Genomic DNA, 19,026 nt, shown 5'->3' on the forward strand with positions numbered 1-19,026 from the left:
GACGCTTTCGGTAAGGACACCTGGCAAACGCATGACACCGTCCGGGGGAGCCAGTGCCTGACATGCCGCCTGAGAGGGAAGCGCCGGGACGGCTCGCGCGGTGGTGGCGGACGGGACCGCCGGGGCCGTTCCGTCCGGGGTTCTGGCGCAGCCCGCTGCGCGGGCCGTGGCTCACGGCGGTGTTCGGGATGGTGCTGCTGGTCGGGCTGGCCGTCGTCGTGGTCACCGGGCTGTTGTCGTACGCGGCGTACGAGCCGCGGCTGCCGGGCAACGACACCACCCCGGGTAGGGGGCTGCTGGGTTTCTACCTGTTCGAGTGGCCCACTGATCCCGCCTGGCTCTACCGGGTCACCCAGGGGGCGCACGTCATCCTCGGGCTGACGCTCGTGCCGGTGTTGCTGGCCAAGCTGTGGTCGGTGATCCCCAAGCTGTTCGACTGGCCGCCCGCGCGGTCGGTGTCGCAGGCCGTCGAGCGCATCAGCCTGGTGCTGCTGGTCGGTGGGGCCGTCTTTCAGTTCGCCACCGGGATACTCAACATCCAGCTCTTCTACGTCTTCCCGTTCTCCTTCTATCCGGCCCACTTCTACGGGGCGTGGATCTTCCTGGCGGCGCTCGTCGTGCACGTCGCCGTGAAGCTGCCCACCGCCGTGCGCGCCCTGCGGTCCAGGGACTTCCGGCGTGAGCTGCGTACCGGGCTTGCCGACACCCGGCCTGAGCCGCCCGACCCCGACGGGCTGGTGGCGGCCTCCCCGGCCGAGCCGACGATGTCGCGGCGCGGGATGCTGGCGTTCGTCGGTGGCGGGTCGCTGCTGATCTTCGGGCTGTCGGTGGGGCAGACGCTGGACGGGCCGCTGCGGCGTACGGCGTTGCTCGCGCCGCACGGCCGCGTCTACGGGCCAGGGCCGAACGACTTCCAGATCAACAAGACCGCCGCCGGCCTGGGGGTGACCGCTGCCGACACCGGTGACGCGTGGCGGCTGACCCTCGCGGGGTCTCGTCCCGTGGTCCTGACCAGGGCCGAGCTGCTGGCGATGCCGCTGCACACGTACGCGCTGCCGATCGCCTGCGTGGAGGGCTGGTCCACCGAGCAGGAGTGGACGGGCGTCCGGCTGGCCGACCTGGCCCGGCTGGCCGGCTTCGCGCCGGGGACGGTCGGGGTCACCGCCACGTCGGTGCAGCGGGTCGGCTACTTCGGCTCGGCGTCCTTCAGCCCCCGCCAGGTGGCCGACCCGCGCTCACTGCTCGCTCTGCGCGTCAACGGCGCCGACCTCTCACTCGACCACGGCTTTCCCGCCCGGATCATGGTGCCGAACGCGCCCGGCGTGCACACCACCAAGTGGGTGCACAGACTCGACTTCCACCAGGAGCTCTCGTGACCGGCCCCGGCCCCGACCGGCGGCGGGCCTCCGGCGGTCAGTGGCGGCGGGTTTACGGTGCCTCGCCGTGGCATCTCGTCGGGCTCGCGGCCTGCTTCGCGTTGGCGGGGTACGCCCTGACGCGGGTGGTGGGGGCGGGGATCCTCATGGGGTTCGCCGTGTGGTTCGTCGGCGCGATCATCCTGCACGACCTGGTCATGTGGCCGCTCTACACCGCCGCCGACGGTGCGCTGCGCGGGCGGAGGCGTCGCCCGTGGCTCAACCACGTGCGGGTGCCCGCCGCGCTGTCGCTGCTGCTGTTGCTGGTGTGGTTCCCGCTCATCCTGGGCGGGGCCGAGGCCAACTATCGGACGGCGGCGGGGCTGAGCACCGCCCCCTACCTGCTGCGGTGGGCGATCGTCACGCTGGTGCTCTTCGCCGGCTCCGGCCTGCTCTACGCGATGCGGCGGCGGGCCGCGGGACGGCCGGATCGTTGAGCGGCCGCGCGACGAGCGCGAGCCACGAGGACGGCGCAGCGGCATGATCGGCGCCTTCTACGAGCACGGCCTGCGCGGCGGGTACGTCGAGGTCGAGTACGCCGACGGCCGCGTCACCCCGCTCGGCGCCGAGCGGTGGCTGCGTCCCATCGAGGGCGACGAGGGCGTGCTGGCCCGCTGCGGCGGCCCCACCCTGGACGTCGGCTCCGGCCCCGGCCGGCTGACCGTGGCGCTCACCAGGCGCGGGGTGTTCGCGCTCGGCATCGACGTCACGCCGCTCGCCGTCGAGCTGACCCTGCGGGCCGGCGGTCTCGCCCTGCAGCGTTGCGTCTTCGGCCCGCTCCCCGGCGCGGGCCGGTGGGCCGAGGCGCTGCTGACGGACGGCAACATCGGCATCGGCGGCGACCCGGCGGCGCTGCTGCGCCGGATGCGGCAGCTCGTCAAGCCCGGCGGGACGGTGCTGACCGAGGTCTGCCCGCCCGGCTCCAAGAGCTCCGTCGACCGGATCAGGCTGCGGTACGGCGGGCGGGCCGGCGACTGGTTCACCTGGGCCACCGTCTCGGCCGACGACATCGGGCCGCTCGCCGGGCGCTGCGGTTTCCCGCACGTCGAGCAGTGGAGCGTGGCCCGGCGATGGTTCGCCGCCCTGTCATGACCGGCTCCTGCGGACGACGGCTCCCGTCACCACGGCGATCGCCGCCAGCGCGTACGCCACCGTACCGACGTCTTGCTGGATGCCCAGGTAGGCGGCGGCCCCGGCGAGCGGGACGCCCAGCCACTCCCACCGGCCGTCCAGCGCGACCAGCGCCACGACCAGCAGGGCGTACCAGGGGTAGCCCGGCGTGAACGCCAGGAACGCCACCCCCGTCACCACCAGCGCCCCCTGCCACGGCCGGTCGGGGTCGGCGCGGCGGAGCACGAGCAGGGCCGTGACCGCGAGGACCGCGAGCGCCGCCGCCGGCGCCGCCGCGTCGGGCAGGAGCAGGCGCAGCAGCGCGTACCGGGTGCCGCCGCTGCTCGCGTAGCCCTCCTCGTCCAGGTAGCCGGACAGGTAGCCGAGGACGGAGGCGCCGGACGTGAGCGCGTACGGCAGGTAGGCGAGGGCGACGACGAGCGCGGCGGGGACGAGGACCGCCGCCGCGTCGCGTACCCGCCGCCGCAGCGGCACTCCCCCGGCGAGCAGCCCGGACAGCGCGCCCGGCACCGCCAGCGCGGGCACGAACTTGACCGCGATCGCCGCCCCGAGCAGCGCGCCCCTGCCGCGCGTGACGACCCCCAGGGCGAGCACGGTGAGCAGCACGCCGAGCACGTCCACGTGGGCGTTGTTGACCGCTTCGAGCGGCACGGCCGGGCACCACGCCCAGCACGCCGCCGTGACGGGATCCCGCCCGCGCCCGCGCAGCGCCGCGAGCAGGGCCAGCGACGTCCCCACTGCCAGCAGCGCGCCGCCTGCCTGGAGCGCCTTGGGGCGGCTCGCGTCGGGCGAGAGCAGGTGCACGACCAGGAAGTACGCCTCCGCCAGGGGCGGGTAGACGGTGTGGACGGCCGGACGGTTGATGCGGGTGCAGCCCTCGGGGTCGTGGACCGGGTACCGGTAGGGGTGGTGGCAGGCCGTGCCCCTCGGGAACAGCCAGGGGTCGCGCAGCGGGGCGAGGGCGGGGTCGCCGGGCGCGTGCGCGTACGGGGAGATGCCCGCCGCCTGCACCCGCCCGTCCCAGACGTACCGGTAGGAGTCGGTGCTGGTGGTCGGCGGCGCGAGCAACCCCGTGGCGGGTACGAAGACGGCCCCCGCGACCAGCAGGAACACCGCCCACCGCCCCGGCACCTCGCGCACCGCCCACACGGCCGCCGCGAACAGCACCCAGGACACCGCATACCAGCGGATATGCCGCGAGAAGTCCCCCGTGAGCGACCCCGCCGTAACCGTCAGGACGAGCGCACCGACCAGCCCGAGCAGCAGCACCCCCGCCCCCACGCCCCACCCCCACGACACGGCGCCGCGCGTCGCCTTCCCCCGCCGCCCTCTCCTCAGGTGGGGCTCGTTCGGACGGATCGCATACTCCTCCACGGTCGGGCCTCAGGCGAGGGGGGCGGTGGCGAACTCCTTCATGCCTTCCGTGAAGCCGATGCGGGCCTGGAAGCCGAGGTCGGTGGCGGCGCGGCGGGGGCTGGCGACGATGTGGCGGACGTCGCCGAGCCGGTACTCGCCCGTGACGACCGGTGCGGGGCCGCCGCGTTCGGCCGCCAGGGCCTCGGCGAGGTCGCCGACCGTGTGCGGGACGCCGCTGGCCACGTTGTAGGCCGTCAGGGTGCCGGGAGTGCCGCCGCCGAGAGCGGCCACGTTGGCGTCGGCGACGTCGCGGACGTGGACGAAGTCGCGCGTCTGGCCCCCGTCCTCGAACACGCGCGGCGCCCGCCCGGCCTCCAGCGCCGACCGGAAGATCGCCGCCACCCCCGAGTACGGCGTGTCACGCGGCATCCCCGGCCCGTACACGTTGTGGTAGCGCAGGGCCACCGCCGTGCCACCGGTCTCGCGGGCCCAATTCGCGGCCAGATGTTCCTGAGCCAGCTTCGTGCTGGCGTACGCGTTGCGCGGGTCCACCGGCGCGTCCTCGTCGATCTCGGCCAGGACAAGCTGGTCACCGCAGCGGGGGCAGCGCGGCTCGAACGACCCCCGCGCCAGGTCGTCGGCCGAGCGCGGGCCGGGGCGCACCCGGCCGTGCCGCGCGCAGTCGTACGCGCCCTCACCGTAGACCACCATCGACGAGGCCAGCACCAGCCGCCGCACCCCGTGCCTGGCCATCGCGGCGAGCAGGACCGCGGTGCCGTACACGTTGACCGACGCGTAGTCCGGCAGGTCGGCGACGTCCACGCCGAGCCCCACCTTGGCCGCCTGGTGCACGACCGCGCCGACGCCGGGCAGCAGCCGGTCGAGCCGTTCCGCGTCGCGTACGTCGTCGCCCGACCGCAGGTCGAGCCCGGTCACCCGGTGGCCCTGCGCCTCCAGCGCCGCCACCACGTGGCCGCCGATGAAGCCATCGGAACCGGTCACCAGCACCGTCGTCATCGTCGTGCTCCCATTCCGGCGAGCGCGGCCGCGTACCGGGAGCCCCGGGCCAGCGCCGCCACCTCGATCGCGTCCTCCATCGTGTCCACATCGGTCAGACACGGCATCAGGGCGACGCTCATCCCGGCCTCCCAGAGTCTGCGCAACTGGACCTCGCCCGTGATGGGCGCCGACATCGGCACGCCGACCAGCAACCCCGGGTCGGGCGCGCGCAGCCCGAGCAGCCAGAAGCCGCCGTCGACCGCCGGGCCGAACACCGCGTCGTACTTGTCGAGCAGCGCCAGGGCGTCGGCCAGCAGGCCGGGGCCGACCTGCGGGGTGTCCATGCCGATGAGCACCATGGGGACCGGCCGCAGCCGGTGCGCGTCCTCGAAGGCCGCCGCCAGCCGCTCGTCCAGCCCGTCCCCACGCTGGGGAAGCACGGTGAACCCGGCGGGCAGCCAGGAACCCGGCGCCCCGTCGAGCGCGAGCACCCGCCCGGCGCCGGGGACGCGGGCGACCGTGCGCAGGGTGTCCTCCAGCGCGGCCCCGGCCAGCTCGGCCGCCTCCTCAGGCGTGAGCGGCGGCACCAGCCGCGTCTTCACCCGCCCCGGCACCGGCTCCTTGGCGATCACGATGACCTGCCCGTCAGGCGGGGTCATGCGGCGGTGCGGTGGCGGGTCATGACGCGGCGCATGTCGCCGACCGCGCGGAGCGTGCCGCGTACCGTGCCGGTCACCTTCGAGCGGCCCCTGCGCGGCAGGTAGGCGACGTCGGTCTCGCCGATGCGCCAGCCCGCCGCGCCGGCGCGCAGCACCATCTCCAGCGGGTAGCCGAAGCGGCGGTCGATCAGCCCCAGGTCGAGAAGGGGTACGCGGCGGGCCGCGCGCATCGGGCCGAGGTCGCGCAGCGGCGCCCCCGTACGCCGGCGCAGCACCGAGGCCAGCACCGCGTTGCCGAGCCTGGCGTGCACCGGCCAGGAGGCGCCGGGCGCCAGAACGCGGCGGCCCAGCATCAGGTCGCGCTCCCCGGCCAGGACGGGCCCGGCGACGCGGGGCAGCTGGGCGGGGTCGAGCGAGGCGTCGGCGTCCATGAAGCACACGACGTCGGAGGCGGCGGCGGCCAGCCCCGCGTGGCAGGCGGCGCCGAACCCGCGCCTGGGCTCGCTCACCACCGTCGCGCCCAGCTCGGCGGCGATCCGCGCGGACCCGTCGGTCGAGCCGTTGTCCACCACGATCGGATGGAAGTCATCCGGCATGCGCCCGAGCACCCACGAAAGGGCGGCCGCCTCGTCGAGGCAGGGCAGCACCACGTCGATCTTCATGCCGCCGACGCTAGGCCGACCGGCACCCGCACCCCACGACGGGACGTGGCGGTCTTCCCGAGAAATTACCTGCTATGAGGGCATTGCTGGGGCCGAGCGGGCGCCTAGGACTCGTCCTCGGCCGTCTCGCCGAACGCGTACGACAGGGCGACCGCGAAGCACATCGCCATGGACAGCCCCAGCAGCAGGTTGTCCACGGCAAGCCCGAAGCCGAAGCCGATGGCCACACCGGTGGACAGGCCGAGCGTCCAGTTGGGGGAGGTCTTGTTGCTCTTGGTCATGGCACCATCCTGGCCGGGCGGGCCGGTGGCGCAGTAGAGGACATCATCACGGAAGTCGAATGACAGGTGTCATGTGGTGCCGTGGGCGTGCATGGCCGTCTGGGCGTCCGGGTGGATGTCGAAGGCCGGCCAGGCGCCGGAGATCCGCAGCACGCGCGCGGGCGCGTCCTGGACGGCCGCCAGGCGCAGCGCGCCGCCCCGCTCGCGCACGGCGGCGTCGAGGCGGAGCAGCAGGTAGAGCCCGCGGCTGTCGATGAAGGTGAGCCCGCCGAGATCGAGGATCAGGTCCTGGCCCAGGCGGTGGTGCTCGTGGACGAAGGACTCCAAACCGCGTTCGTTGGTGGAGTCGAGCTCGCCCGCCACGGTGATGAGCAGGCCGCCGGGCAGGTCACGGCGATCATAGGTCAGAGGCGACATGGCGGTGCGGGTTTCCGTTGCAGCTAGGGCTCCGTGGTGCTCGTCGTTTCCTTACCGTCCACTGTCGTCCCGGTTCGGGGGCAGGTCAGCACGTCAGGCGAAGCGCCGAGTGGCCCGCCGTCCACGGAACGAAGGCCGTGCAGGGTCTCGCTCGGCGTACGGCCGTAGACGGCCCGGTAGGAGGCGGCGAAGCGGCCGGGGTGGAAGAACCCCCAGCGGGCGGCGACCGACGTGACGGTGAGGGTGGCGGGGTCGCCGGCACGCAGCTCCTCATGGGCCCCGGCCATGCGGACCTGGCGCAGGTAGCCGAGCGGGGTGGTGTCGAGGTGACGGCGGAAGGCGTATTGGAGCGCGCGGGGGCTGACGCGGGCGGCGGCGGCGATCTCGGCGATGCCGAGCGGCGCGTCGGCGTGCTCGTCGATGAAGGCGACCGCGCGGCGCAGCGTCTGGGTGTGGGCGTCGCGGCGGTCGGCGGCGACCTCGTCACCGGGCAGCGCGGCGTTGCTGGGCAGCGTGGTGAGCACGGTGGCGGCGAGCAGCTGCCCGGCGCCGGCGGCCACGAGCGGCTCCGCGGCCAGGCCGGGGTCCGACAGGACGTCGTCGCGTACGTACGTCAGCGTCCTGTACAGGTGGCGCGCGGCGGCGGCGGAGACGGGCCGGTGGCCGAGCACCTGGACCGGCCCCGGCGGCCGGCCCGGCAGGACGGCCGCCACCTGCTGTAACAGGCCGGTGTCGAACATGATGATGGTGAAGCCGGCCCGGCTGATGAGCCCCCTGTAGGGCCGGTCGGGCGGGGTGATCAGCACCGCGTCACCCGGCCGGAAGACGTCCTCCTCCGCGCCCTCGACCCGCTGGTCGATGCGGCCCGACTCGACCACGCACAGGCACACCTTGCCGAGCGGGTCGACGGCGTAGCTCATGTGGAAGTCGAACTCCACGTGATCGACGCTCACCGGCCCCGCGACGTGGCGCGAGACGCGGGTGTGCGGGCGGTCGACGTCGGAGCCGATGCTCATGCTGGCGTACGCCCTGCTGAGGAACTCCTCGGCCTGGCCGAGATCACGGCTCTCGAAGGTCAACGGCTCCATCGGTCGCTCCGCTCGTCAGCCCCTTAACGAGATGGTACGGCGCGCCTCGGTCACGGATCACGCGTGTTCCTGTCACAGACCGGCGCCGGACCGCGCACTTAGCGTCGCCGGCATGGTGAAGAGACTCGACCGGCGGTGGCTGTGGCTGGCCGCCGGAACGTTGTTGTGGTTGTTCTCCGTGCACGGGCGGTTCGACGTCCCCGTGGCGGCCTGGCTGTCGCCGGTCTTCCTGCTGCGGTTCGTCAGGACGGGTCCCGCGCTCACCAGGCTGCTCGCGGTGTGGGCGGCGTCGGTGATGTCGGGGCTGTTCTGGCTGGTGGAGACGGCGGTGCCGATGACGCCGCTGGTCGTCGTGGGCATCATCGCCCTCGGCACGCTGACCGTGGTGCCGTACGTCGTTGACCGGCTCGTCACCCCGCGCGCCGGTCCGCTGACCGGCCTGCTGGCCTTTCCCGCGGCGTCGGCGGCGTGCGCGTTCCTGATGACGGTGCTCAGCCCGTTCGGGACGGCGTTCGGGGTGCCGGCCGCCACCCAGCACGGCAACCTGGCGCTGCTGCAGGTGGTGGCCGTGACGGGGCCTTATGGGATCGGGTTCCTCATCGGCTGGTTCGCGACCGTGGTCAACCACGTGTGGGCGCGCGGGGCAGCGAAGCGGGTCGTGGGCTCGTACGCGGCCGTGCTGCTCGTGCTGCTGCTGGCGGGCGGGGCGCGGCTGGCGCTCGCCCCGGTCGGCGAGCCGAGCGTGCGGGTGGCCGGGATCAGCCCCGACACCTCGGTGACCCGCGAGCTGCGCGGCGTGATCGGTGACGACTTCACCGCGCGCGGCGTGGTGGAGCAGGACCGGCAGGCGGTGCGCGCGGCGTTCGCGAAGGCCAACGACAACCTGCTGACCAGGACGCGGGAGGCGGCCCAGGCCGGGGCGCGGATCGTGATCTGGTCGGAGCAGGCGGCCAACCTGCTGGAAGGGGACGAGGAGGCGTTCCTGGGGCGGGTCGCGGCGCTGGCCAGAGAGCAGCGGATCTATGTCCAGGCCGCCGTGTACCACTTCCTGCCGGCCGAGCCGTACGCGGCGAACCGCACCTACCTGTTCGGCCCCGACGGCGCCCGCTTGTGGCGGTACGACAAGTCGCACCCTATCCCGGGGCTGGAGTCGTACCCGGCGGGGCCTGGTGTGGTGCCGGTGGTGGACACCCCGTACGGGCGGCTCGCCACCGTGACCTGCTTCGACGCGGACTTCCCCGAGCTGATGCGGGTGGACGCGGACATCATGATCGTCCCCGCCCGCGACTGGGCGGAGATCGGCCCTGTGCACAGCCAGAAGGCGAACCTGCGCTCGATCGAGAACGGCTACGCGATGATCAGGCAGGCGGAGTTCGGCGTGTCGGGCGCCTTCGACGCGCGCGGCAGGAGTCTGACCATGCACGACCACGGCGGCTCCGAACGGCACGTGGTCTTCTCCGACGTGCCCACAGGCGGCGGCGCGACGCCCTACCGGCTGATCGGGGACGTCTTCGCCTGGGCGTGCCTGGCCGGCGTGGCCGTCATGATCGCGCTCGCGGTCCGGAAGCGGCGAGTCCGGACGCAGTGACTCCGGAAGCGGTGGGTCCAGAAGCGGTGAGCGCGGCACGGTACTCGCCCGGCGGGCGGCCCGTCCAGCGCGCGAACGCCCGGCGGAACGCGCTGGGCTCGGAGAAGCCGAGCCGCCGTGAGATCTCCTCGACCGACGCGCCACCGAGCCTCAGGTCCGCGACGGCGAGGTCGCGCAGCACCTCCTCCTTGATGCGCTGAAACGAGGTGCCCTCCTGGCGCAGCAGCCGCCGCAGGTGCTGAGGGCTGATCGACAGCCGGGCCGCCACGTCGGCGGCCTGGGTGCGGCCGGCGGCCTGCGCGCGTTCGATGATCGTGCGTACGCGGTCGGCGGTCGTCGTACCGTAATCGCGGTGGTGGATGAGGTCTGCGGGCGACCTGCAGAGATACGCCAGCAGGTCGCCCTCCTCGCGGACGACGGGAGCGCTCAGCTCGCGGGCGTCGAACTCGATGGCCGCCACCGGCGCGCCGAAGGCGGCCACGACCCCGAAGACGGACACGTACTCGGCGCTGTGGCCGGGCTCGGGAAAGGGCAGCTCCAGAGCCGTCAGCGGCACCCGCCGCGCCGCCAGCCACGCCGCGAACCGATGCACGAGAGCGAGCATCAGCTCGGCGGCGAGCGGCCTGACGGCAACGCCCGGCTCGGCGGCGATCTCGATGCGGCACGTCCCGCCGCCGACGACGAGCCGGCTTCGTGAGAACCCGGTGGTGAGCGCAGCGAACTGGACAAACCGGTCGAGCGCCGTCCCCAGGTCAGGAGCGTGAATCACGCCGAGAAAGATCATCCGAAACGTGCCCGGAGGCACCGGACGCGGTCCGAGGGCCAGCAGCTCGTCACCCGTGCGCTGCCAGAGCTCCCGCACCAGCTCGATCGCCTCGTCACACGCGACGCGGGTGGCGCCGGGCCGCCACGGCGAAGGCAGATCCGCCTCCGCGGCGGCCACCGCCTCACGCACGAACTGCACGGCGACCCCACAATCCGACGCCATGTCGGCCGCAGCGCGAACGGCGGTCCCGTGATGCGGCACCGCGTCTGCCGCCGCGCGGACGGCGCTCCCCTGACCCGGCACCTCCGTCAGCCCCAGAGGGCGGCGACCTTGGCGGCGATGGCGCGGCCCTGGGCGTGGCCGGCCTTGGCGCTCGGGGTGCGGGAGGAGGGGGCGAGCGCGTTCGTGCCGAAGGCGGCCAGCGAAGCCTCGTCGGGCTCGATCACCTCGACCGCGCCCGTCAGCCCGGACCAGGCCGGCTCGCCCATCTCGGGCGTGGGCGCCAGCACGAGCACCCGCTCGAACCCGGCCGCCAGGTCGGCGTTGGTGCTGGAGCGGATGCCGCCGTCCATGTAGCGGGCGCCGCCGATGGTCACGCACGGCCACACGGCCGGCACCGCGCAGCTGGCCGCCACCGCGTCCACCAAGGGCACGCCGTCGTCCGGCCCGAACAGGCGAGGCTCGCCCGTCCGCGCGTCCACGGCGACGACGACGAGATCACGCTCGGGCCAGTCGTGCACGGGCAGCCGCGCCTCGATCACGGCCCTGCGCTCCGCCTCGGCGACGGTCTCGGCGGCCAGCGCCTGCGCGCCGATCTCGCGCCGCTGCGCCTCGGGGTCAGGCGTGCTCTCGGCGATCTGCTGGAAGCGAGCCCACAGCTCCTCCATCGGCACCCCGGAGTCCAGCTCGGGCGTGTGCAGGGCGGGATCGATCTGCCGGGCGAGCAGATCGGGCAACGGAACACCGCTGGTGATCTGCGCGCCCACCGTGGACCCCGCCGACGTGCCGATGATCCGATCGGCGCCCAGCACGTCGACGCCCTGCTCCGCCAGCCCGGCGATCACCCCCGTCTCCCACGCGATGCCGGCGATCCCGCCGCCGCCCAGAACCAACGCCCGCCCGTTCCCGCTCATCCGTACCTCCATAGATCGGTCAACCCAGGCGCCCCCGGTTCTCATCCCGTGTCGAGGCGCAAGGTGACGGTCACCGACCCGCCCTCCAGGTCACCGAGCCGCTCGAAGGTCAGCGTCCTTCCCGAGTACCGGGCGGGTCCGCGCAGCAGCCCGGTCACCGGAGCCGCCCAGGTGACGGCCAGTTCGGCGAGGTCGCGGCGGGGGTCGGCGACGGTCAGCGTCGCGGTGCCGTCGGCGTGCTCCTGGGCCAGGACGGCGCACGGTGCGGACGCGGTCAGGCCGCCTGCGGTGCCCGCGTTCCAGAAGCAGGCGGCGGTGAGACGCCGCGCGGGCACGTGGACGGCCTGGAGCCGGGCGGTGTTGGCGAGCACCCGCACCCGCCCGGGGTCCGCGGCCCAGGCGTGGGTCCGCTCCAGGTCCGCGCCGGGCAGCAGGGTGTACTGGTAGGAGGCGGCGCGCGGATCGACGCCGTGGTCGAGCCAGAGCGTCACGTAGTCGCGCCGGACTCCGCCGCCGGACCGGCTCTCGCGCAGTGTGCGGAGCTGCTGCCCCGGAATGACGTAGCCGCCGTGGCCCTCAAGGTGGGCCCAGCCGTCGGCGGCGGTGAGGGGGGCGGTGGTTCTGCGGTTGTCCACGATCGTCTCGACCGGTACGCCGTCGCGTGCGGTGATGCCGGCCCCGAGGCAGATCACGGCGTCGTCGAGGAAGAACCACGACTTGAACGCCTCCATCGTGCTTTCCAGCCCGCTCAGGTGCTGGCCCACCGCCGCATACGTGCCGTCGGTCGCGCCGCCCACCCACCGCCACGGCGTCCGCGTGCCGCCCCACGCCTCCCCCGCCCCGTCGGGCAGCCGCCGGGTGGAGACCGTCGTGCCGGGCAGCCGGTAGGGGTCGACGGTCGCCCAGAAGCCGTCGGAGTAGTGGTCGCCGTGCCCGTCCGCCCACCAGTAGAGCAGGCCGGAGCCGGTGTGCCAGCCGCGCGGGTTCTCGCCGTTGCCGTGCTCGTAGTGGCCGATGCGGTCGGAGGCCATGCTGAGCGCGGCGCACCAGCCCGGCCTGCGGTGCACGGCTCGGGCGCTCATCGGCAGCAGCCGGTGACCGACCGGCTCTGGCGCGGCGGGCACGGCGGCGTCGGACATGATCGGCGCGAGCCGGGCGTGCAGGGCCGGCGCGGCGTGCTCCAGCATCGGCCGGTACGTCCCGCGCACCGCCCACCCCTTGACCATGGCCTGCCACCGCTGCCGGTACGCGGCCGGCGCGCTCTCGCCCAGCAGCAGCACGGCGGCGGCGATCTCCCTGCCGCGCTCGTGGTCGCCCCACGACCTCCTGCTGATCCCCCGGCCGCGTACGAGATCCATGCACGCCCCGTCACGAACGAAGGGCGCGAAGGACCGCTCCACCAGGTCGAACACCCTCCCGTCCGCGAGCTCCCACGGCGTGCCGCGCAGCACGGCGTACAGGGTGGCGAGGCCCGACAGCAGCGTGACGCCGTAACCGCCCTGGTAGGGCACGGACGTGTGCTGCACGAACGAGCCGTCCCGGTAGAAGCCGTCGCCCTCCGACACCGGCACGAGCACCGGCGCCAGCGCCGAGACGGCCAGCTCGGCGCGGGCGTGGTCGTCGGTGAGCATGGCGCGCAGCAGCGTCACCAGGCACAGGTCCACCCGGTTGGCGGCGGTGCTGGTGCCGGTGTAGTGGCGCAGCCGGCGCGGCGGCACGAAGTGGTCCGCCGACTCGGCCAGCGCCGGATCGTCCGCCCCGGTCAGGACGACGGCGTCGAGCAGCGCCCGCGGGATGCCGATCTGCCAGTGCCACCAGTTGCCGACCGGGTCCGCGCCGGCGGCGTAGACGTGGCGGCGGTAATGGGCGACGCCCTGCTCGACCGCCGCGGCGAGGGCCGGGTCGCCGGTCAGGCCGGTGCCGTCGATCACGTACGCGTGCGCCATCGTCCGCAGCCGCCCAGGCGTGACCGTGGACGAGGGGAAAGGCTCGTCGGGCCAGAGCGAGGAGGAACGAGGGGCCATCGTGGCGAGGTGGCGGGCGGCGGCCCGGCCCAGCGCCCGGTAGGGGCGGGCCCGCGGATCGTGCGGCGGCCCCGCCGTCACCTCCCGCCAGCGGCGGCGCAGCAGCACGAACGCGGTGTCCGGCGTGTACGCCGCCCGCGCGGGCGCCAGCGCCCCGACCGTCCCGGCCGCGGCCACGCCGCCGAACCGCAGTAAGGAACGCCTCGATGGCCGCAGCACGCCTCGATTATCACGCCGCGGATCACCGCCAGGTCAGAGCCCCGCCCTGATCGGTACGACGTTGCCCGCCGCCCCCTGGCGCGGGATCGCGAACCAGGTGGCCTTGCCGACCAGGTCGGGCCGGGTGACGTAGCGCTGGGGATGGCAGCCGTAGAAGCCGTCGGACAGCCGCGCCACGATGCGCAGGCCCCGCCCGTGCTCGGCGGCGAGGTCGTGCGGCGCGGGCGCGGGCAGCACGGGGCTGCCGTCCACGACGACGCACATGACCTCCCTCGGGTCCACCAGGAGCAGCAGCTCGTACGGGTCGTCGCCGTACATGAGGGCGTTGGTGACGAGCTCGCTCACCATGAGCACCGCGTCGTCCACCAGGGAAGGAGGGAGGGCGAGTTCCGACAGCTGTTCCCGCATGAGGGCTCGGGCGTGGCCGGCCGTCCGTGCGTCCTCGCGCAACGGCCACGCATACTGCTGACGGCTCCGGCGAGTCGATCGCAGCCTGGTCATGGCGTCTCTTTCCGATGCTGAGGGGCGGCTGACGCGCTTGTCGCTCAACAAGAGGACCTGCCTAGGGGTTGACGTACACGGCCGTCGAAACGTGTACGTACGAAAGGCCGCAACGGGTCAAAGTTTCGGGGAGAAATCGGCAGGGATTTGCCTGTCGCCGCGCACGGCGGCGACAGGCCGGGTACGCACACCCGCATGAGCAGTGCAGACCACAACGCACCCAAGAACGACGCCAAGCGCCGCAAGCGGCCGGAGGCCGAGCACAAGCCCGCCGGCCGGCAGGCGCTGGAGCGAGCGCTGTCGGAGTCGGGCAAGGCCCTGGAAGACCTCATCGGCGGCCCGGCTCCGGCCTGACGCCTCAGGACCGTTGGAGGAGCGACCAGACGGTGGACGGGGTGAGCGGGACCTGGGTGATCGCGCCGGCGATCTCCGGGAGGGCGTCGGCGACCGCGTTGGCGATGGCCGCGGGCGGCCCGATCGTCCCGGACTCACCCGCGCCCTTCATGCCACCGGGCGTCACCGGCGACGGCGTCTCCATCATCACGACCTCGATGTCGGGTATCTCGCGCGTCGTCGGCAACAGGTACTCGGTGATCGGCTGCCCCTCCTCGGTGTAGACGATCTCCTCGGTCAGCGCCTGCCCGATGCCCTGGGCCACGGCGCCGCGCAGCTGCCCCTCGACGACGGTGGGGTTGACCAGCACGCCGGAGTCGTTGACCACCCAGTAGCCCTCGACCTCGACGGCCCCGGTCTCGGGATCGACGGCCACGGCCGCCGCGTGCGCGCCGTACGCGAAGGTGTAGGCGGGCGGGTCGTAGCTGACCCGCTCCTCCAGGCCGGGCTGCATGCCGTCGGGCAGGTCCCAGCCGCGCCAGGCCGAGGTGGCCAGCTCGCGCAGCGTCAGCGCGGCCCGCGGGTCGCCCTTCACCCGCACGGCGCCGTCGGCGATCTCCAGGTCGTCGGCGGCCGCTTCGAGCCGGTGCGCGGCGATGGCCAGCAGCTTGCCGCGCAGCCGGTCGGCGGCCTGGGTGAGCGCGCCGCCGCCGAGCGGCAGCGAGCGGCTGGCCACCGACCCGACCGACGAGTACGGGGTCGCCGCCGTGTCGCCGAGCACCACCCGTACGGACTCGATGGGCACGCCCATGCGGTCGGCGGCGAGCTGGGCCAGCGTCGTCTCGATGCCCTGGCCGATCGAGACGACGCCCGAGGTGACGACCACGGAGGCGTCCTGGTCCATGCGCAGCACGGCGCTCTCGTAGCCGGCGGCCAGCATGCCGATGGCCTTCATGTCCATCGAGGGGCCCAGGCCGGTGGACTCGACGTGGCAGGAGTAGCCGATGCCGCGCCTGCGCCCGTCGTCCTTCACGACCGGCCTGACCAGGTCCTTCACCGTGCTCAGGGCGCGCGGGTAGTCGCCCGAGTCGTACGTCTGGTACACCCGGGTCGTGCAGGGCAGCTCGTCCGGCCGGTACATGTTGCGCAGCCGCAGCTCGACGCGGTCGATGCCGAGCCTGCGGGCCGCCTCGTCGATCAGCCGTTCCCTGGTCAGGGTGGCCTCGGGCATGCCGAAGCCGCGGTAGGAGCCGGTCGGGGTGGTCGTGGTGAGGACGCCGCGCACGCGGACGGCGACCCGGTCGAACCGGTACGGCCCCGGCAGCAGCGTGGCCGTCACCGCGAACGTCGAGCAGCCCACGTTCGACGGATGGGCGCCGAGGTCGCCGAGCACGTCCACGTACATCGCGACGAAGCGCCCGTCGTCGTCGAGCGCCAGCCTGGCCCGGTGCACGGCCTGCCGGGCGGGCAGCGTGGCGATCACCCGGTCGCCCGGCGACTCCGTCCAGCTCACCGGGCGGCCGGTGCGCATCGCGGCCAGGCAGATCAGCGCCTCGTCCGGATAGACGTGCTCCTTGCCGCCGAAGCCGCCGCCGGTGTCGCGGCTGATCACGCGTACCCGGTCGTGGATCATGCCGAACGCGTCGGCCAGGTGCTCGCGCACGTGGTGGGGCGCCTGGGAGGAGATGTGCACGGTCAGCTCGTCGCCGTCGTACGCGGCCACCACGCCGCGCGGCTCCATCGGGTAGGGCGAGACCCGGCCCATCCTGAACGTCATCTCGACGACGTGCGCGGCCCCGTCCACGGCGGCCCGGCAGTCGTCGTCGCCCACGGTGTAGTCGGCGAGCACGTTGCCGCCCAGTTCGGGGTAGATGGCGGGCGCGTCGTCCTCCAGGGCGCGTTCGACGCCGACGACGGCGGGCTGCTCGTCGAGGTGGAGGTCGAGGAGGTCGGCGGCGTCCCTGGCGGCCTCCGGCGTGCGGGCGACGACGACGGCGAGCGGCTGGCCCGCGTACCTGATCGTGTCGTCGAGCACCGGGTAGGAGTCGAGTCGCTGCCCGGGCGTCACGCTGACGCAGGGCAGGCGCAGGCCGGCGGCCTCCTCGGAGGTGATGACGTCGATCACCCCCTCCACGGCCCTGACCGCCTTGGCGTCGCAGCCGAGGAACCGGCCGTGGGCGATGGGGCTGCGCAGCACGTACGCGTGGAGCGTGCCGGGCAGGCGCACCGCGCCGACGTAGCGTCCCTTTCCGGTAAGTAGCCTGGCGTCTTCCCGTCGCGGCGTCCGAGCACCGACATAGGCGTCTCCCATGGCTCGATTGTGAGCGCCGGGCGGCGGCCGGTCTATACGATCCGCGAGGAGGGGCACGTCAGCGGGGGGACCGATGCAAACATTCCTGCCTTATCCGGATTTCGCGGCATCGGCGGCGGTTCTTGACCCGCTACGGCTGGGCAAGCAGCGCGTCGAGGCGCTCCAGGTGCTGCGCGCCCTCACCGTCCCCGGCTACGGCTGGCGCCACCACCCCGTCGTCAAGATGTGGACCGGCTACGCGGAGGGGCTCGTCCGCTACGGCCTCGAGGTGTGCGTGCGCTGGTGCTCCCTGGACCGCTCCGACACGTGCGCGGGCACGATGACGACCGAGCTGGCCGCGCATCTCGGCAGGCCGGGCGTACGCGACCAGAGCGAGCTGGCGGCGGCCGGCGAGCTGCCGCCCTGGCTCGGCGACGAGGCCCTGCACCTCAGCCACCGCTCGGCGCTGCTGCGTAAAGACCCGGACTTCTACCGGCCGGTCTTCGGCGACGAGCCGGACGACCTCCCTTACGTCTGGCCGCGCTCCGACCGCCTGCCCGACCCCGCGCCCTGACCCCGCGCCCTGACCCCGCGTCCTGACCCCCGCGCGTCGCCGGCGACCATCGGTGCGGATCGTGGTGAAATGGTCTCGGGAGGCGGACAGTGGCCATCATTTCGCGCGGTTTCACAGGTAGACACAGGGACGAGAGCGAGCGGCTGCCGCCCGGCCAATACCTGGTCGAGGACTTCCCCGTGCTGTCGGCCGGCCCGACGCCGCGGATCCCGCCCGACCGGTGGGAGTTCGCCATCGACACCGAGGACGGGCAGACCCACCGCTGGTCGTGGCCGGAGTTCATGCAGCTGCCCACCGAGACGCCGACCGTCGACATCCACTGCGTGACCAAGTGGTCGAAGCTCGACACCACGTGGGAGGGCGTCTCGCTGGACGTGCTCTTCGAGGACGTCGAGTCGGCCGCCGAGTACGCCCTGGTCTACTCCTACGGCGGCTACACCACGAACCTGCCGGTCGAGGACCTGCTCGACGGCAAGGCGTGGATCGTGCACCGCTTCGACGGCGAGGAGCTGGAGCCCCGCCACGGCGGCCCCGCCCGGCTGATCGTGCCGCACCTGTACTTCTGGAAGTCCGCCAAGTGGGTACGCGGCATCCGCCTGCTCAACGAGGACTGGCCGGGCTTCTGGGAGACCGCCGGCTACCACAACTACGGCAACCCGTGGCGCGAGCAGCGCTACGAGGGCGACTGAGGTGCGCCGCCGCCTCATCTGGCGGCCGGCGGAGCTGGTCGCCGCCACGGCCGAGACCCCGAGCGCGCGCACGCTGCGCCTCCGGGTGCCCGACTGGCCTGGACACCTCGCGGGCCAGCACGTGGACGTGCGGCTGACGGCCGAGGACGGCTATACCGCGCAGCGCAGCTACTCGCTGGCCGCGCCGGCCGACGGCGACATGATCGAGCTGACGGTCGAGAGCGTGCCCGACGGCGAGGTGTCCCCGTACCTGACCGAGGTGATGGAGGTCGGCGACCAGGTCGAGATCCGCGGCCCGGTGGGCGGCTGGTTCGTCTGGCGTACGGAGAGCAAGCCGCCGGTGCTGCTGGTCGGCGGCGGGTCGGGCATCGTGCCGCTGATGGCGATGATCAGGGCGCGGCGGCAGGCGGGCAGCCGCGTGCCGTTCAGGCTGGTGTACTCCCTGCGTGCACCCGACCGCCGCTACTACGCCGACGAGCTGCGCAGCCCCGACCCCGGCCTCGACGTCTCCTACCTCTACACCCGCTCGGCCCCCGGCGGCGCGTCCCGCCCCGCCCGCCGCATCATGCTGGACGACCTGGCCGAGGGCGGCTGGCCGGCCACGTTCGAGCCCGACTGCTACGTGTGCGGGCCGACCGGGTTCGTCGAGGCGGCGGCCGACCTGCTGCTCGCGCTCGGCCACGCCCCCGAGCGCATCAGAACCGAACGATTCGGTCCCACCGGAGGCTGACTTGACATCCTCCCCCTCGTAAACGAGGCGGATTCCCACGGTCGCCCGTGAGGGTTCCTGCTTCACAGCCGGTCGCCCCGTCCGAGAGGACTCTCGTTGAGGTCTTACACCCGCTCCACAGGCGTTTCAGCTCTCCGCCAGCCCGGCGGCGAGCACGTTCCTGGCCGCGTT

At 73.6% G+C, this 19,026-nt stretch carries 20 protein-coding genes; 8 read left to right on the forward strand and 12 right to left on the reverse strand.

Annotation, left to right across the window (positions count from 1 at the left end; all coding sequences use genetic code 11):
- Positions 1 to 62 precede the first annotated feature (62 nt).
- The 3 genes from AB0K28_RS11235 to AB0K28_RS11245 are packed head-to-tail and all read left to right on the forward strand — an operon-like array spanning position 63 to position 2,507.
- Positions 63 to 1,376, forward strand: a complete 1,314-nt coding sequence (locus AB0K28_RS11235) for a molybdopterin-dependent oxidoreductase (protein ID WP_364367965.1) — start codon at positions 63 to 65, stop codon at positions 1,374 to 1,376.
- Positions 1,373 to 1,852 (forward strand): hypothetical protein, encoded by a 480-nt coding sequence (locus tag AB0K28_RS11240; protein ID WP_364367968.1) that lies wholly within the window; start codon positions 1,373 to 1,375, stop codon positions 1,850 to 1,852. The genes AB0K28_RS11235 and AB0K28_RS11240 overlap by 4 nt, the downstream gene beginning before the upstream one ends.
- A gap of 43 nt (positions 1,853 to 1,895) precedes the next feature.
- A complete protein-coding gene (locus tag AB0K28_RS11245; protein ID WP_345392836.1) occupies positions 1,896 to 2,507 on the forward strand; it encodes an SAM-dependent methyltransferase in 612 nt (203 codons plus the stop codon).
- Here AB0K28_RS11245 and AB0K28_RS11250 read toward each other — a convergent pair.
- From AB0K28_RS11250 to AB0K28_RS11280, 7 genes are all read right to left on the reverse strand, one after another.
- Positions 2,502 to 3,845, reverse strand: coding sequence for a glycosyltransferase 87 family protein (locus tag AB0K28_RS11250; protein WP_364367971.1), 1,344 nt, complete (start codon positions 3,843 to 3,845; stop codon positions 2,502 to 2,504). The two genes, AB0K28_RS11245 and AB0K28_RS11250, sit on opposite strands and share 6 nt — an antisense overlap.
- An 84-nt stretch (positions 3,846 to 3,929) precedes the next feature.
- Positions 3,930 to 4,919: an NAD-dependent epimerase/dehydratase family protein gene (locus AB0K28_RS11255; protein WP_364367974.1), complete on the reverse strand. Its 990-nt coding sequence runs from the start codon at positions 4,917 to 4,919 to the stop codon at positions 3,930 to 3,932.
- Positions 4,916 to 5,560, reverse strand: a complete 645-nt coding sequence (locus tag AB0K28_RS11260) for a TIGR04282 family arsenosugar biosynthesis glycosyltransferase (RefSeq protein WP_364367977.1) — start codon at positions 5,558 to 5,560, stop codon at positions 4,916 to 4,918. Before AB0K28_RS11260 ends, AB0K28_RS11255 begins: the two co-directional genes overlap by 4 nt.
- Positions 5,557 to 6,222: a glycosyltransferase family 2 protein gene (locus tag AB0K28_RS11265; RefSeq protein WP_364367980.1), complete on the reverse strand. Its 666-nt coding sequence runs from the start codon at positions 6,220 to 6,222 to the stop codon at positions 5,557 to 5,559. The genes AB0K28_RS11260 and AB0K28_RS11265 overlap by 4 nt, the downstream gene beginning before the upstream one ends.
- A 104-nt stretch (positions 6,223 to 6,326) precedes the next feature.
- Complete coding sequence (locus AB0K28_RS11270; protein WP_345392854.1) at positions 6,327 to 6,503, reverse strand: hypothetical protein; 177 nt, start codon at positions 6,501 to 6,503, stop codon at positions 6,327 to 6,329.
- A 69-nt stretch (positions 6,504 to 6,572) separates the two neighbouring features.
- Complete coding sequence (locus AB0K28_RS11275) at positions 6,573 to 6,920, reverse strand: STAS domain-containing protein (protein ID WP_364367983.1); 348 nt, start codon at positions 6,918 to 6,920, stop codon at positions 6,573 to 6,575.
- Positions 6,921 to 6,943: 23 nt separating this feature from the next.
- Complete coding sequence (locus tag AB0K28_RS11280) at positions 6,944 to 8,008, reverse strand: AraC family transcriptional regulator (RefSeq protein WP_364367986.1); 1,065 nt, start codon at positions 8,006 to 8,008, stop codon at positions 6,944 to 6,946.
- Between the two features lie 112 nt (positions 8,009 to 8,120).
- Here AB0K28_RS11280 and AB0K28_RS11285 point away from each other — a divergent pair, with 112 nt between their 5' ends.
- Positions 8,121 to 9,596, forward strand: a complete 1,476-nt coding sequence (locus AB0K28_RS11285) for a nitrilase-related carbon-nitrogen hydrolase (protein WP_364367989.1) — start codon at positions 8,121 to 8,123, stop codon at positions 9,594 to 9,596.
- On the opposite strand, the gene AB0K28_RS11290 is transcribed toward AB0K28_RS11285, so the two are convergent.
- The 4 genes from AB0K28_RS11290 to AB0K28_RS11305 all read right to left on the reverse strand — a co-directional run bounded on the left by AB0K28_RS11290 (position 9,550) and on the right by AB0K28_RS11305 (position 14,188).
- Positions 9,550 to 10,560 carry an AraC family transcriptional regulator ligand-binding domain-containing protein gene (locus AB0K28_RS11290; protein WP_364367992.1) on the reverse strand — a complete coding sequence of 337 codons (1,011 nt, stop codon included), beginning with the start codon at positions 10,558 to 10,560 and terminating at the stop codon, positions 9,550 to 9,552. The genes AB0K28_RS11285 and AB0K28_RS11290 overlap by 47 nt on opposite strands.
- 110 nt (positions 10,561 to 10,670) lie before the next feature.
- A complete protein-coding gene (locus tag AB0K28_RS11295) occupies positions 10,671 to 11,495 on the reverse strand; it encodes a patatin-like phospholipase family protein (protein WP_364367995.1) in 825 nt (274 codons plus the stop codon).
- A gap of 41 nt (positions 11,496 to 11,536) precedes the next feature.
- Positions 11,537 to 13,738 carry a polysaccharide lyase 8 family protein gene (locus AB0K28_RS11300; RefSeq protein ID WP_364367998.1) on the reverse strand — a complete coding sequence of 734 codons (2,202 nt, stop codon included), beginning with the start codon at positions 13,736 to 13,738 and terminating at the stop codon, positions 11,537 to 11,539.
- A gap of 33 nt (positions 13,739 to 13,771) precedes the next feature.
- Positions 13,772 to 14,188: an ATP-binding protein gene (locus AB0K28_RS11305; RefSeq protein WP_364368001.1), complete on the reverse strand. Its 417-nt coding sequence runs from the start codon at positions 14,186 to 14,188 to the stop codon at positions 13,772 to 13,774.
- A gap of 246 nt (positions 14,189 to 14,434) precedes the next feature.
- Between AB0K28_RS11305 and AB0K28_RS11310 the strand changes: the two genes are divergently transcribed.
- Entirely contained in the window at positions 14,435 to 14,593 is a 159-nt protein-coding gene (locus AB0K28_RS11310) for a hypothetical protein (RefSeq protein WP_345392878.1), read from the forward strand.
- 4 nt (positions 14,594 to 14,597) lie between these two features.
- Here AB0K28_RS11310 and AB0K28_RS11315 read toward each other — a convergent pair whose 3' ends face one another.
- A complete protein-coding gene (locus tag AB0K28_RS11315; RefSeq protein ID WP_364368004.1) occupies positions 14,598 to 16,883 on the reverse strand; it encodes a xanthine dehydrogenase family protein molybdopterin-binding subunit in 2,286 nt (761 codons plus the stop codon).
- Positions 16,884 to 16,956: 73 nt separating this feature from the next.
- Between AB0K28_RS11315 and AB0K28_RS11320 the strand changes: the two genes are divergently transcribed.
- The 3 genes from AB0K28_RS11320 (at position 16,957) to AB0K28_RS11330 (ending at position 18,855) form a co-directional block, all read left to right on the forward strand.
- Positions 16,957 to 17,436 (forward strand): MSMEG_6728 family protein, encoded by a 480-nt coding sequence (locus tag AB0K28_RS11320; RefSeq protein WP_345392884.1) that lies wholly within the window; start codon positions 16,957 to 16,959, stop codon positions 17,434 to 17,436.
- Positions 17,437 to 17,525: 89 nt separating this feature from the next.
- Complete coding sequence (locus AB0K28_RS11325) at positions 17,526 to 18,125, forward strand: sulfite oxidase-like oxidoreductase (RefSeq protein WP_345392887.1); 600 nt, start codon at positions 17,526 to 17,528, stop codon at positions 18,123 to 18,125.
- Position 18,126: 1 nt separating this feature from the next.
- Positions 18,127 to 18,855, forward strand: coding sequence for a ferredoxin reductase (locus AB0K28_RS11330; RefSeq protein ID WP_364368007.1), 729 nt, complete (start codon positions 18,127 to 18,129; stop codon positions 18,853 to 18,855).
- Positions 18,856 to 19,026: the final 171 nt, after the last annotated feature.

This window comes from Nonomuraea sp. NPDC049504 (assembly GCF_040676845.1).
In the GTDB taxonomy this organism is placed as follows: Bacteria; Actinomycetota; Actinomycetes; order Streptosporangiales; family Streptosporangiaceae; genus Nonomuraea; species Nonomuraea salmonea.